12 protein-coding genes are annotated in these 13763 nt (G+C 61.9%); 9 read left to right on the forward strand and 3 right to left on the reverse strand.

The annotated features are described in order from the left end of the window. The first annotated feature begins 5 nt into the window (after window positions 1-5). The 6 genes from DQ397_RS12310 (at window position 6) to DQ397_RS12335 (ending at window position 8612) form a co-directional block, all read left to right on the forward strand. On the forward strand, window positions 6-3215 hold the full coding sequence (locus tag DQ397_RS12310) for a hybrid sensor histidine kinase/response regulator (RefSeq protein ID WP_043213952.1): 3210 nt from the start codon (window positions 6-8) through the stop codon (window positions 3213-3215). Between the two features lie 37 nt (window positions 3216-3252). Next, window positions 3253-3900 carry a response regulator gene (locus tag DQ397_RS12315; RefSeq protein ID WP_043213950.1) on the forward strand — a complete coding sequence of 216 codons (648 nt, stop codon included), beginning with the start codon at window positions 3253-3255 and terminating at the stop codon, window positions 3898-3900. A 102-nt stretch (window positions 3901-4002) separates the two neighbouring features. Further along, window positions 4003-4608 (forward strand): fimbrial protein, encoded by a 606-nt coding sequence (locus DQ397_RS12320; RefSeq protein ID WP_043213948.1) that lies wholly within the window; start codon window positions 4003-4005, stop codon window positions 4606-4608. A 74-nt stretch (window positions 4609-4682) separates the two neighbouring features. Then, window positions 4683-5435, forward strand: a complete 753-nt coding sequence (locus DQ397_RS12325; protein WP_043213947.1) for a molecular chaperone — start codon at window positions 4683-4685, stop codon at window positions 5433-5435. Between the two features lie 84 nt (window positions 5436-5519). Then, window positions 5520-8051 (forward strand): fimbria/pilus outer membrane usher protein, encoded by a 2532-nt coding sequence (locus DQ397_RS12330; RefSeq protein ID WP_043213945.1) that lies wholly within the window; start codon window positions 5520-5522, stop codon window positions 8049-8051. Window positions 8052-8138: 87 nt separating this feature from the next. Further along, window positions 8139-8612 (forward strand): nuclear transport factor 2 family protein, encoded by a 474-nt coding sequence (locus tag DQ397_RS12335; protein ID WP_043213943.1) that lies wholly within the window; start codon window positions 8139-8141, stop codon window positions 8610-8612. Window positions 8613-8644: 32 nt separating this feature from the next. Here DQ397_RS12335 and DQ397_RS12340 read toward each other — a convergent pair whose 3' ends face one another. The 3 genes from DQ397_RS12340 to DQ397_RS12350 form a co-directional block, all read right to left on the reverse strand. After that, a complete protein-coding gene (locus DQ397_RS12340; RefSeq protein ID WP_052352495.1) occupies window positions 8645-10732 on the reverse strand; it encodes an acyltransferase family protein in 2088 nt (695 codons plus the stop codon). A 205-nt stretch (window positions 10733-10937) separates the two neighbouring features. Continuing rightward, complete coding sequence (locus DQ397_RS12345) at window positions 10938-11573, reverse strand: ferric reductase-like transmembrane domain-containing protein (protein WP_043213942.1); 636 nt, start codon at window positions 11571-11573, stop codon at window positions 10938-10940. A gap of 137 nt (window positions 11574-11710) precedes the next feature. Further along, on the reverse strand, window positions 11711-12202 hold the full coding sequence (locus DQ397_RS12350) for a DUF1543 domain-containing protein (RefSeq protein WP_043213941.1): 492 nt from the start codon (window positions 12200-12202) through the stop codon (window positions 11711-11713). A 176-nt stretch (window positions 12203-12378) separates the two neighbouring features. Between DQ397_RS12350 and DQ397_RS12355 the strand changes: the two genes are divergently transcribed. The 3 genes from DQ397_RS12355 to DQ397_RS12365 are packed head-to-tail and all read left to right on the forward strand — an operon-like array spanning window position 12379 to window position 13759. Further along, window positions 12379-12918, forward strand: a complete 540-nt coding sequence (locus tag DQ397_RS12355) for a chalcone isomerase family protein (protein ID WP_043213937.1) — start codon at window positions 12379-12381, stop codon at window positions 12916-12918. A 2-nt stretch (window positions 12919-12920) separates the two neighbouring features. Continuing rightward, window positions 12921-13457 (forward strand): DUF3833 domain-containing protein, encoded by a 537-nt coding sequence (locus tag DQ397_RS12360; protein WP_043213935.1) that lies wholly within the window; start codon window positions 12921-12923, stop codon window positions 13455-13457. Then, entirely contained in the window at window positions 13454-13759 is a 306-nt protein-coding gene (locus DQ397_RS12365) for a DUF6482 family protein (RefSeq protein WP_043213933.1), read from the forward strand. Before DQ397_RS12360 ends, DQ397_RS12365 begins: the two co-directional genes overlap by 4 nt. The last annotated feature ends 4 nt before the right edge of the window (window positions 13760-13763 follow it).

Genomic DNA, 13763 nt, shown 5'->3' on the forward strand with positions numbered 1-13763 from the left:
CTTTGATGAAACACTCCAACGCGCTTCTGGACAATCTCACCCGCAGCTCGTCGCGCCTGAGCAAAGGCATCATGGTGCTGCTCGGGGTGGCGGTGCTGCTGGTGAGCACCACCTATTGGTCGTTCCAGCGGCTGATCGAGGAGCACCACGACACGGTGCGTTTCCACTTCACCCGGCTGATGCAGAACATTCAGGAGCAGGAGCTGTTCCTGACCTCGCTGCGCCAGCGTAGCCTGCGCGGCGAGTTGATGCCCCGCGATGCAGCCCAGATGCCCGGGGTCGAGCCGCGTCAATGGGAAGGCGATGGCATGTACCGTGGTCAGGAGAATCCCTTCTCGATGCCGTTCAGTGTCAGGCTCGCCACTCATGCCGAGGACACTGACAAGGCCGCCCAGGTCGCCGTCCTCGCAGCGCATCTGAGCGCTTATTACAGCGCCTTCTGGGCCACTTCGCATTTCCAGTCTCCCCAAGCCTTCCTGTTCAATCGACAGGGCGATTTCGACGTGGCCGTGCCCGCGAGAGGTGAGCACAGTACAGGTACGGGCACACGGGAGCCAATCGGCCAGATGTTCGACATGGTTCGCGCCCAGGCACCACAGGGCGATGGCCCCGAGGTCAAGTGGCGCGCCTATGGCAGCCCCGGAAACGGGGTGGTTGCCGCGCGCGTGCTGGCCTATGCCAACCTCGATTTGCTGCCTGAACAGCTGCGCATCAAGGATTCCGGTCCGCAAGCCACGGCTGCGGTAATGCTCGACCTGACCCATGCCAATGATTTTCAGCGCACCATGGACTGGTCGGTGTATGACCGTTTCACCTTGGTAACCCCGTCGGGGCAAGTGCTCTCGGGCATCCTGCGTCCCGAGATGACGTTGCATGAGGGGTTCAACCTCAAGTCCGACGGGCTGGTGTTCAAGCTGGTCAACCACGACGGGCCAGCCTGGACGGCGATCTACACCATCGGCTTCAAGAGCTTTTTCCGCTATGCGCTGGGTTCGTTGCTCAGTCTAGGCGCGGGGCTGGCCGGCCTGGGCGGCCTGGGTTGGGCGGCGAGCCGCTGGTATCGGCGCCAGGTGATCCTGCCGGCCAACCAGGCCCACGCCGCCATTGCCGAGAGCGAGGCCTTCAGCCGTGTGGTCATCGATACTGCCCCCACAGGGCTGTGTGTGGTGCGCCGGGCAGATCGCAAGGTACTGCTGGAAAACCAGCGCGCAAGGCAGTGGCAAGGGACCGCGGCGTTGGTGGCAGCTTTGGACCGTTGGCAGGACAGCGGCGAGGGGGCCGAGCATGCGCTCGAGATCGAGGGACGGCATCTGCAGGTTGGTTTCGTCGCCACTCGCTACCAGGGCCAGGATGTACGGCTTTATGCCTTCAATGACGTGACGCGTCATGTCGAGGATGCCCGGGCGCTGGAAGACGCGCGGCGCACGGCGGCTGCGGCCAACGAGGCCAAGACACTGTTCCTGGCCACCATGAGTCATGAGATTCGCACACCGCTGTATGGGGTGCTGGGCACCTTGGAGCTGCTCGGCCTGACGCCGTTGGCGCCTCGCCAGCAAGCCTACCTACAGACCATCCAGCGCTCTTCGGCCACGCTGTTCCAGCTGATCAGCGACGTGCTGGATGTTTCGAAGATCGAGTCGGGGCAGATGGCCCTGGAGCCCGTGGAGTTCTGTCCACTGGAGATGATCGAAGACACCCTGCGCACCTATTCAGCCTTCGCCCAGCGTAAAGGGTTGCTGCTGTACGGCTGCACCGATGCCCGGCTGCCACAGCGGGTATTTGGCGACCCGATCCGGATTCGGCAGATCCTCAACAACCTGCTCAGCAACGCTATCAAGTTCACCGACAGTGGCCGCGTTGTGCTGCGTACCCGGGTGTTCGACTGCGCCGAGGGCCAGGTGCACCTGGAATGGCAGGTCGCCGATACCGGCATCGGGTTGTCCGACTCGCAGCAGGCCAGGCTGTTCGAGCTGTTCTATCAGGTGCATGGAGGCTCCAATGAGGGCGGCGCCGGCCTGGGCCTGCCGATCTGCGGATGGCTGAGCGAAATGATGGGCGGGCAGATGAAAGTGGTCAGCGAGCCGGGCCTGGGCAGCAGCTTCACGCTGCGGCTTGCCTTGCCGGTGGTGACGGACGCGTTGCCCTCGCTTACCGAAGGCGTGCCGTCGGCGATGCCGGTGTTCGTCCGCGCGCCGATTCCGGAGCTGGCGCAGCACCATTGCGACTGGCTCAATCGCCTGGGACTGCGTGCCCATCTGGCGCCCTCTACGTCCGCTGCAATTCCTGCGCGGGCGGTGCTGGTCGATGTGCTGCCCGATGAAACGGCGCCAGCTTGGCCTGGCCCGCGCATTCGTTGCCATGCTACCGACTCGGCGCAAGCCGGGCGCGGCGACTGGGACATGAGCCTGCACGATGTGCAGGCCATAGCCCGGGCGGTTTGTCGGATCAACCAGGGGCAGATGGAACCTGCTGTGCAGCGGCAGGCCGGCACCGATAACGAGCTAGGCTTGCACATCCTGGTGGCCGAGGATAACCCGATCAACCAGGCGATCCTCAAGGAGCAGCTCGAGGCGCTGGGTTGCAGTGTCGTGGTTGCACGCAATGGCGAACACGCCCTGCAGCTATGGCAGCCGGAAGTGTTCGACCTCGTGCTGACCGATGTGAACATGCCAGTCGTCAATGGCTATGAGCTGGCCACCGCACTGCGTGAACAGGACCCTGAGCTGCCGATCATCGGCGTCACTGCCAACGCGATGCGCGAGGAGGGCGCACGTTGCCTTGAGGTGGGCATGAATGCCTGGATCGTCAAGCCGCTGAGCTTGCAGACCTTGCGCAGCCAACTGCTCAAACTGTGCCGGCCACACTGGCAGGGCGACAAGCAGGAACCCGTGGTGCCGCAAGCCGACACCACGGATGAGCAGCACGAGGATGTGCTGGCGAAGCTATCGCCGGCCATGCGCGCCCTGTTCATCGAGACCATGACCCAGGACATCCAGGCACTGGAGACCGCCTTGGAGCAGGGCGACCTGCAGGCGCTCGGTAGACAACTGCACAGCATCGCCGGCGCGCTGGGCGCGGTACAGGCGAGCAGCCTGGCGCAACATTGCATCGCGCTTGAGGTGTTGCTCGCCGACCAGGCGTACGATGAGGCCGCACACCTACAGGTCCGAAAGGTCATTCAACGCTTGGCGGCAATGATCGACGCGCTCAAGTAACATTAACCAGACTGTTCATCCACTCGCCTGAGGCTTTATGGAAAAACTCAAGGTCATCATTGCCGACGATCATCCCATCGTGTTGTTTGGCGTTCGCGAACTGGTCGAACGGGACCCGCATTTTTGCGTGGTCGGGGAGGCGGTAAGTTCCAGCGCATTGATCGCATTACTGCAGGAACAACCAGTCGATCTGGTGATTACCGACTACAACATGCCGGATGACTCGCCCTATGGCGACGGCTTGAAGTTGATCGACTATCTCAAACGGCACTACCCCGCAGTTCAAGTGTTGATATTGACGATGATATCCAGCTCGATGATTCTTGAGCGCCTGCACGAGTTGGGTGTGGTGGGCGTCATTCAGAAGAATCACCTGCACACCGAGATCGAGCGCGCGCTCAAGGCGATTCGCGGAAAACGCCCGTACTTGAGCCCTCAGGCGCCCAGAGCCTCAGTGGTTGATTCGGGGTTGGACACTGACCAGCGCCTGGAAACGCTGTCGCTCAAAGAACGTGAAGTGTTGCGCTTGTTCGTGGCCGGCAAGACCGTGGGTGATATTGCCCTTAGCCTCAGCCGCAGCCCCAAGACAATCAGTGCGCAAAAAGTCTCGGCCATGCGCAAACTTGAAGTCGATAATGACCAGGCACTATTGGCTTATTGCCTGGAGCGGCGTCTGTTCAATTGACGCTCGGCGGAGCTTATCAGGATCGTCTTATGGGGATAGGTGTCCGGGTTTATTAATGTGTTCTGGCAGTTCACTGCAGCACATTTCAACTAGGACATCATCATGAAAAACTATTCACTCGCCGCTTTGGCACTGTCGACACTCGTTACTTCCATGGGCACTTTGGCCGCAGGAGAACCACCTGTTCCTGTACAAGGTGGCAGCGGCAAGATCAGCTTCAGCGGCGTCATCAACAATGACGCGTGCTCGGTCGACGGCGCCAATGCCGATCGCGTGATCTCTGTGGATATGGGCAACGTTTCGATCAAAGACATGGGTAGCGCCGAAGCTCCAGCCTCGGGTCGTGTCACCAGCAAGGACTTCAACCTCAACGTCAACTGCAACCTGGGCACCAAGGTTTCCATGGTCTTCGACCCGACCATCCTCGGCGGCTCCGGTATCGTCACCGGCAAGGGCGTGCTGGCACTGACTCCAGGCAGTGGCGCAGCCAAGAACGTCGGTATCGCACTGCTCGACAGCACTGGGGCGAAGATCGACCTCAGCAGCAAGACCACTGCCACTATCCAGAGCGGCATGCATGGTGTCGGCGCAGCGGGCGGCGATGCCACCTTGAGTTTCTCGGCCGCCTACGTGACCACCGGCGCCGAGGGCACTGCCACCGCCGGTCGCGGTGATGCCACCCTGCCATTCATCCTGCAGTACGAATAAGTCGTCACCCAGGGTTCTGTACGCGCGAGGCCTCAGGGCCTCGCCGTCCGCTTAGATAAACGGGGTGATTGCACATGTTGACTCCCAGACTCATTGCCTGCCTGGGCCTACTGGGCATGCTCCTAGCGCCTCCGGCGATGGCCGGCATTTCGTTGAGCGCCACACGTGTGGTGTTCGACGGCGCCCACAAGGAAGCCAACGTGACCGTGCGCAATGGTGGCCAGGACGTCTTGATCCAGTCGTGGATCGACAGTGACGACGACCAGTACCGTACGGTCCCGTTCGCGGTGACACCGCCCTTGGCCAGGGTCATGGCCAAGCAGCAGCAATTGCTGCGAATCCTCTATGAAGGGACAGGCTTACCTCAGGATCGCGAGTCGGTCGTGTGGCTCAATGTCCAGGAAATCCCTCAGGCCAGCGAAAAGGCCAACACACTGCAACTGGCCGTGCGCCAGCGCATCAAGGTGTTCTTCCGACCGGCCGGGCTGCCTGGCGATGCGTTGCAGGCGCCGACGGAGCTGGGCTGGCGCTTGACCCGCCAGGGCGCCTCCACAGTCCTGTCGGTGACTAATCCGAGCCTGTACCACGTGTCGATGGCCGACCTCACGGTTACGGCCAATGGTCAGCGAACGCTGGCGGCCGATTCGGCGATGATCGCGCCCGGACAGACCCGGACCTTTGCCTTGGCCAAGGTTTCGGCCGATGCACCGGCGAACCTGTCCTTTCGCAGCATCAACGATTATGGGGCGCAGAGCGAGTACCACGCGGCGCTGATGCCGAGCACTGTGGTCAAGGCCAAGGCTGTCGAGCCCGCCGCTTCTTCTTAACACCCTCAAATATCTTGGGCGCATGCCGGCGCACGCGCGGCATCGCCGTGCCCGGTATTTGCCACGGATGAAAGGTTTCCACGCATGTTTCTGCCGTTCGACAACCGGGGATGCTTCCGTGCACCCGCGCCGCTCAAGCTCGCCGCCTTGTCTTTGGCCATTCACAGCGCCTGTGTACACGCCGATGCAGCTTCCGAGCAGGTTGCCGACCCGCAGTTGCTGGCCTTCAATACCTCTTTCCTGCAGGGCGCGGCCTCATCGGTCGATCTACAACTTCTGTTGGCCGGCACTCGTGTGCTGCCCGGTAGCTACCGTGTCGACCTGTACAGCAACCAAGTATTGGTCGGGCGACGGGACGTCGACTTTCAACGCAACCCCACCAGTGGCCGCGTCGAACCGTGCCTGACCGTCGAGCTACTCAAGCAGTTGGGGATCGACCTGGACAAGCTCCAGGCCCAGGGCAAGCTTGATCTTGAAAATGTTCAGGCCTGCCAGGACCTCTCAGCGCTCATCGACCAGGCCGCCGTGAGTTTCGATGCCAGTCGCTTGCGCCTGGAAATCAGCGTGCCGCAGGTGGCCATGCAGCGCGGTCTACGCGGCTACGTCGATCCGCAGCTGTGGGACAACGGGGTGCCGGCGGCCTTCGTCAACTACCAGATGAGTACCAGCCGCAACGCTGGCAGCACCGACACCCGCTACAACACCAACCTGGGCCTGCGCAATGGCATCAACCTGGGCGGCTGGCGGTTGCGCAACGAGTCCAACTTCAGCAGCGGCACTGGCCGCCCGGACACCTTCAAGAGCAACCGCAGCTACTTGCAGCATGATGTCACGGCCCTGAAAGGACAGTTCAGCGCAGGGGACATCTTCTCCGATGCACAGCTGTTCGACAGCGTGCGCTACCGGGGCCTGAAGCTTGAATCCGACGACGGCATGCGCGCAGACAGCGAGCGTGGCTATGCGCCGATCATCCGAGGTGTGGCGCAGACTAACGCAACGGTGGAGATCCGCCAGGACAATTACCTGCTCTACACCACCAACGTGCCTCCTGGCCCGTTCGAGATCAGCGACATCTATCCCAGCGGCTCAAACGGCGACCTGCAGATCACCGTCATCGAGGCCGATGGCAGCCGGCGGGTGACCCAGCAGGCGTTCTCCAGCTTGCCGATCATGGTCCGTGAAGGGCAGGTGCGCTACAGCGTCTCGGCCGGTCGCTACAACAGCAACAGCGAAGGGCTGGCCACACCGCAGATGCTCAGCGCCAACCTGGCCTATGGCATCGACAGCAACCTGACCGGCATCGTCGGCGTCCAGGCCACCGATCAGTACAAGGCGCTGGCCTTAGGCGTAGGACGAAATACCTCGCTGGGCGCAGTGTCGCTGGACATCACCCATTCCAGCAGCCAGGCCCAGGGCGAGCGCAAGACGGGCAACAGCCTGCGTGCCCTGTATGCCAAGACCTTCACCGGCACGGCCACCAGTTTCACCCTGGCGGCTTACCGCTATTCCACCGAAGGCTACCGAACGCTGAGCAACCATATCGAGGACCTCAGTAGCGGCCCGCTGCTGCGCTCGGGGCACTCCAAGACCCGCACCGACTTGACCATCAACCAGAGCCTGGGCGCGGATCGACAACTGGGCAGCCTCTACCTGAACGCCAGCGACCAGCGCTACTGGAACCGTGGCGGATCGCGCAGCTTCTCGGCCGGCTATGGCAACAACTGGGGCGATGCCAGCTACAACCTCACCTGGAGCCAGACACAGGACCTGAGCAGCGGCGCTGGCGGCACCGACACCCAGGTCAGCCTGTCGGTGTCGTTCCCGCTCGGTACTCGCCCACGTGCACCGCGGGCGTTCGTCACCACCAGTTCGCAGAAAAGCGGCAACAACACCCAGGCCGGTATCAATGGCTACTTCAACGAAAGTGCCGACACGTTCTATTCGCTGCAGGCCGGCAGCAGCGATGGGGGCGGGCGTTCGGCCTCGGCCAACGTCAGCACGCGGACATCGGTGGCCGATGTCAGCGTCGGCTACAGCCAGGGCAGGGGGTACGACTCGCAGAGTCTGAACGTCTCAGGTTCAGTGGTGGCCCATCAAGGTGGCATCAACCTCGGCCAGACCGTGGGCGAAACCTTCGCGTTGGTGGAGGTTTCGGGTGTGCGTGGTGCCAAGATCAGCAGCTACAGCGGCGTCGAGACCGGGCGCAATGGCTATGCGGTGATCCCGAGCGCACAGCCCTATCGAGTCAACTGGATCAGCTTGGATACCCGAGAGTTGGGCGCCGATATCGAGATCGACAATGCCACCCAGCAACTGGTACCCCGGCGCGGCGCCGTGGTGCTGGCGCGTTACGCCGGCAAGACCGGGCGCCGCGTGCAGTTCGAGCTGTCCGACAGCCAAGGTGGCAAGATCCCGTTCGGTGCCGCGCTGGAAGATGCCGAGGGCAAGCAACTGGCGATCTCCGACCCGAGCGGCAAGGCGTTGGCCTTGGTCGAGCAAGAGCAGGGCAAGCTGACGATTCGCTGGGGCGACCAGCAATGTCAGGCATCCTATGCGTTGCCCGCGCGCGATAAGGCGCTGAACTATGAGCGTTTGCCATTGCGCTGCGGGCAGTAGGCGAGGGGCAGGTGAGAGGCGGCGCTCCACGCGTCGCCCATTTGAGCTATAGCTTAAGGCCTCTGAACGCCTCTGGAGGTCATCGAAATGAGCGAGTCATCACGCCCACCCTTGCCGCCTTTCACTCTGGAAACCGCCATCGAGAAAGTCCGACGCGCCGAGGACGGTTGGAATACGCGCGATCCTGCGAAAGTGGTGCTGGCCTATACGGAGGACACCTACTGGCGCAACCGCAGCGAGTTCATCGAAGGGCGCGACCAGGCTCAGGCGTTTCTGGAGCGCAAATGGCGCAGGGAGTTGGATTACCGCCTGATCAAGGAACTCTGGACATTCGCCGATAACCGGATCGCCGTGCGTTTCGCCTACGAATGGCACGATGATTCAGGCAATTGGTTCCGCTCATATGGCAACGAAAACTGGGAGTTCGGCCCGAACGGCCTGATGCAGCGGCGCTATGCCAGTATCAATGACCTGCCCATCACCGAGCAGGAGCGCAAGTACCACTGGCCGTTGGGGAGACGCCCGGACGACCATCCAGGCTTGAGTGAACTGGGCCTCTAGCGCTTGGCTGTTCATGGCGGGGCAGCCCGGCATCAAGGGTTGGATTCGTTAAAGGGATTGCCCTTGGCCTGCAAATACATCTTGCCCATCGCCGTGGATGCGAAATCGGTGATGTGGCCGATGTCCCGATAGATCGGCAGGCCGTCGATCGACAGCTTGCACTGGCCATCGACGCACTGCACGTCCTTGGGGTCGATGACCAGCAAGTCCGGGTGTGCCTGCTTGGCGTCCCGGAACAGCTGCGCAAGCCAGGGGTTTTCTTCCGGTTGCGCGACGCTCGTCGCGCAATGATGCTCCTCGATCGTGCCCCTGAGCTTGATGCTGCGGTACAGGCAGTCATTGGCGCCTTCGGGCATGACGATGTTGCTCTTGATCAGCACGGGCCTGGCGCCGGAGCGCTCGATGATGTCGAGGCTCTTGAGCAGGGCGGCCTTCATGCGTTCGCGCGACAGGGCCTGGGAGCGTTGGTCATCGATCGACAGCACCACGGCGCTGCTGTTGGCGTAGGTTTCCCAAGTCAGGCCGATGATCACGTAGTCATAGTGGCTGCGAGCGATCAGCTTGTGGTACTCGGCGGCGGCGTCATGGCACTTCTTGTAGAGGGTGTTCTTGTACTTCCACCAGTCGTAGAGATAGACATCCGGCAGAGCCAGGCACCCTGGGCTGCCCTGGGCCATGACGGAAAGGTTGGCGTCCTTGGCCAAAATGTCAATGAAGCCCCAGAAGTGGTTGGAGTAGGAATCGCCCATCAGCAATGCGGTGGTGCTGGCGTTGGCTTGCCCCAGCACACAACTGCTGTCGGAGCCGTCGCTGGCACCGCCCAGGCACGGCCCACGCTGGGGTATTTCGCTTGCCTTCAGACGCGGCAGGATGTGCGTCGGGCCATTGCCGAAGCGCTCCATCCAGCCGCCGGCGGACTTGCCCGCCGAGTGCAGCGCCGAAAACGCGATGGCAGGTACGACCAGCAGCATGAACAGCGATTTGCCAAAACCCAGCCGGGTACGGCGCAGGGGCTTTTCGATGAGGTAGTACGAGGCGATGCCCAGGGCAAACGAGGCGATGAAGTAGCCGGCAAGGATGGCTGGCGTCTTTTCAACGCCCAGGTACTCCACGATGGCGATGACAGGCCAATGCCACAGGTACAGCGAATAGGAAATCGTCCCGATGAATACCAGCGGTGACCATGACAGCAGCCTGGACGTGATGCCCACCCGGCCAACCTGGCCCGAGATCAGTACCGCCGTTGCCAGGCAGATTGCGATGGCAGGGTAGCCTGGATAGGCAGTGGTCGGTATGGATTGCGTTGCGCCATACAGGAGCACGCCAAGGGCGCCCAGGCCCAGTGCGCAGGCACTGACACGGCCGAGTCGTTGGCGGTCGTTGCCGAACACGGCTGCGCACGACCCGATCAGCAGCTCGAAGCTGCGCGCCAAGAACGCGTAGTAGCTTTTATCCGGGGAAGTTTTTGCGATGAACAGCGCGACAGCCATGAAGACGACGGTCAGCATCACGACAGCGGCTTTCAATCGATGGGGCGCCAGGTAGCGCGTCAGCGCCATCAACCCGAGCGGCAAGAAGATGTACCACTGCCATTCGATGGCCAGCGACCAGGTGTGCAGCAAGGGCAGGGTCGCCGCCTCGGCGGTCGCATAGCCGTCGGTGGCTTTGGAGAAGTACTGGTTTGACAGCAGCAGGCTGGTGTACTTCTCGCTTTTGAGAAAGTCGATGAAGTCCTTGGGCAGATACAGCACGCTGGCCGCGCCGAGCGTGACGATCAACAGCGCCAGTATCGCTGGCTGCAAGCGCCATAGGCGCTTGACATAGAACTGTCCAAGGTTGAAATCACCCCGGCTTAGCGCGCCCAGGATGATCGAGGTGGTGAGGTAGCCGGAGATCACGAAGAAAATATCGACGCCAATGAACCCGGAAGGGAACAGCGCCAGCCCACCATGAAAAATCAGCACCAGCAGGACAGCAACGGCGCGCAGCCCGTCGATATCGGCGCGGTACGAGGCCGGTTGCACACCGGTAGGGGCCCCGTGTGCCTTGCCGCGGTCGGCGGCAGCCTGGGCGCCGGTGGTTGCAGGAGCTTTGAATACCAGGTTCTGATCGGTTGACACGGCACAACATCCTATCGCGTTGAGACTTCTTTGACGCGGCAGGGCTCGCGAGCAAAAGCGGCGAGTTTATCAAAGGCTCTAAGGATCGCTCCTGGCAGGCTATCCGATTGGCTGGATAAATATTACCGAATGTTTCCATGTGAGGGGCTGTCGGCCAAGCGGCTGCTCCATGCCATCGGCGATGGCCAGGGCTTGGCCGACACGATCAGGCCCTGACCTCGGTGCGCGCACTGCGACGCAGATGCGTGGCCAACTTGGCCGTGAGCTTGAAGACGATGGCACTGAAAATCAGCGCGAATGCCAGCGGATACCAGGATCCCATGGGAATGCGTTTGTAGAACGACAGCACGAAAACCCCCGCGATCACCCACGTACCGGTGCTGTGCAGCGCCTTCCAGGTGCGCGCGCCGAGCAGCCGGACGGCCGCAGGAAACGAGGTGAGGGTCAGCAAAATGATGAAGAAGTAGCCGACCGAGCCGGGGATGTTGGTCACGGCCGTGCGACCCTGCCAGAAGGTGTCGGGGAACGAGTTGGCGTACACGATGATCAGCACCGCATGCACCGCGTGGGAAAAGGCGAAAGCCAATCCGAGAAACCGTCGCTCGCGCAGTAGCCCGCGCGTGAAGGCACTGGGCACCAGGGTCGCTAGCGAGGAGGCCAGGAACGTCGCCAGAAACAACAGGAACGATGTGCGCGCAGTCACCCGGATCGCACTGCGCAACGCCTCCACCAGAGGCGATTGAGCCATCAGCGCCAATGCCGTGATGATCAGAACCGAAACAGACAACACACTGAACAGACGCCAGCCATGCAGGCTGGCAGGTTGAGCATGATGGTGCATGGCAAACTCCGTCGTGGGGCGGCGTGCAGGGTGCCACCGCGGTCCGGAGCCATGGTGTCCGAGGTGTTTATCTCAGATGTGTCTGGGATCGGTCTTTATGTATCGCTTTGTAGAGAGGCAGAGCCAGGCAGGCGGCGTCAGAGCAGCAGATAGTCGCTGTATTGACCGATCCCGCTGTGCGCACCTTCGACCAGGTGCACGTAACGGCCATCCACACAGTCGATCGGCAGGCAGTCATCCACCTCGAGTACTGCGTCGGTGTGAGGCTTGAGCCAGTGGGCGTGCAAGCGCTGCTTGCCCAGTTGCCTTGCCTGTTGCTTGTTCCGAGCGACGACCAAAAGGTAGCGGTGCGCTTCACCGAAGACCGCTGGCTCATAGCCGCCGAGGTTAATGAAAAACAGCCTTGGATCGTCTGGCCCAGGCGCCAAGTGGCTGAACTCGACGCGGTAGGCATCGATGCCATCGACTTCCAGCCAGCCGTCGATATGCAGGCCCTCACGGCTACCGAACCAGCCTTGGCGCAATTGCGGGTAGGTCTGCTCCAGGGTCTGCGCCTGGGCGAACACCACATCGTGCACCTCGATGCTGGCGCGTGGGTGGCGACCTCCGAGCATGACTATGTACAACATGAAGGCTTCCTTCTCGGTGCGCTAAGGGCCGCATTCTGAAGGTCAAGGACACCTGTTGCAAAGGGACAGAGCGGACATATGGATCTACCGCGAGATTTTTAAAATCTATACACAGTTTGATTTAAGTTGTACATGTGGCTAGCCTTTGTATAGATTCTGGTACATACAGGCTCGTCATGGCATACCTGGTTCGGATGGTCTGTCTCTGTTTGCTGCTCGGCACGATGTCATCGGTCTCTGCGGACTGGCGGGCTGCGTTGCCGGCCGCGCAGCGGCTCGGCGAGGGGGAGTTCACCTGGTTCGGTCTGCGCCTGTACAGCGCTCGGTTGTGGGCCGCCGGACCGGTTCAGGACTGGAGCCAGCCCTTCGCCCTTGAATTGACCTACCACCGCTCTCTATCCCGGGACACGCTGGTGCAGGCCAGCCTTCAGGAAATGCGGCGCCTGGGAGGCGGCAGTGTGACGGACCGGCAGATCAGCGCCTGGTCCGACACCATGGCAGCGGCCTTCGTGGATGTACGTCCGGGCATGCGCATCACGGGGGTGTACTTGCCACAGGAGGGCTGCCGCTTCTATGTCGACGGACGGCTCGCTCGTGAGGTCGCCGATCCGGCGTTCGCCCGGGCGTTCTTCGCTATCTGGCTGGATCCGCGAGCCCGGGATCCTCAATTGCGCCAGCGCCTGCTCGGCCTGGCCGATGACGACCGAGGAAACTGAACATGTACAAAGCGCTATTGCTGACCGCCTGCCTGCTGCTGGGCAGTTGTGGCAACGTCGGGGTCGAGCGGTATGCCGCTGAGCAGCCCCGCCTTGACCTGGCGGCCTTCTTCTCGCGGCCGGTACAGGCTTGGGGAATGTTCCAGAAGCGCTCCGGAGAAGTGGTCAAGCGCTTTGTAGTGCGTATCGACAGCCGTCGGGAAGGCGAGCGCTTGATCCTAGACGAGCACTTTCTCTACAGCGACGGCACACGTCAGCAACGAACCTGGACATTGGTGCCGGACGGCCCTGGTCGTTGGCGCGGAACAGCCGGGGATGTAATTGGGCAAGCCCGTGGAGAAGTAGCGGGCAACGCCCTGAGATGGCGTTACCAGCTCGATCTGCCGGTCGATGGAAGGCACTGGAAGGTTGACCTGGACGACTGGATGTACCTGATAGATGACGACACCCTCATCAACCGCTCGAGCATGAGCAAACTGGGCGTGGAGATCGGCCAGATCACGCTGTTCTTCCGCCGTCTGCCGGAGGGCACACTATGAACCTGAACACACTCTCCCAGCGGGTATCGGCCGGCGAGGTCGAGTCACTTGAGCTGCTGTCGCTCGAAGGCGGGTTCTATGTCCTGCGCGCGATGACCGGGACCAGCCCGGTCACCCTGAGCGATGAGCGCGGGCAGGCCATTCGATTGCGTTCTACCACTGAGCTGCGCGAGCTTCTGGCCAACCTGCCGCCGGTGCCGTGCATGCTGGTGCAGCAGGTGGTACATGATGAAATGTGCGGACAAAGGGACGGCCCCGTCGCGCCGTTGCGGATGCCGCTGACCTTGGCCAGCCAGTGGTAGCCAG

Origin of the sequence: Pseudomonas sp. CK-NBRI-02, assembly GCF_008124495.1 — a bacterium.
Lineage (GTDB): Bacteria > Pseudomonadota > Gammaproteobacteria > Pseudomonadales > Pseudomonadaceae > Aquipseudomonas > Aquipseudomonas guariconensis.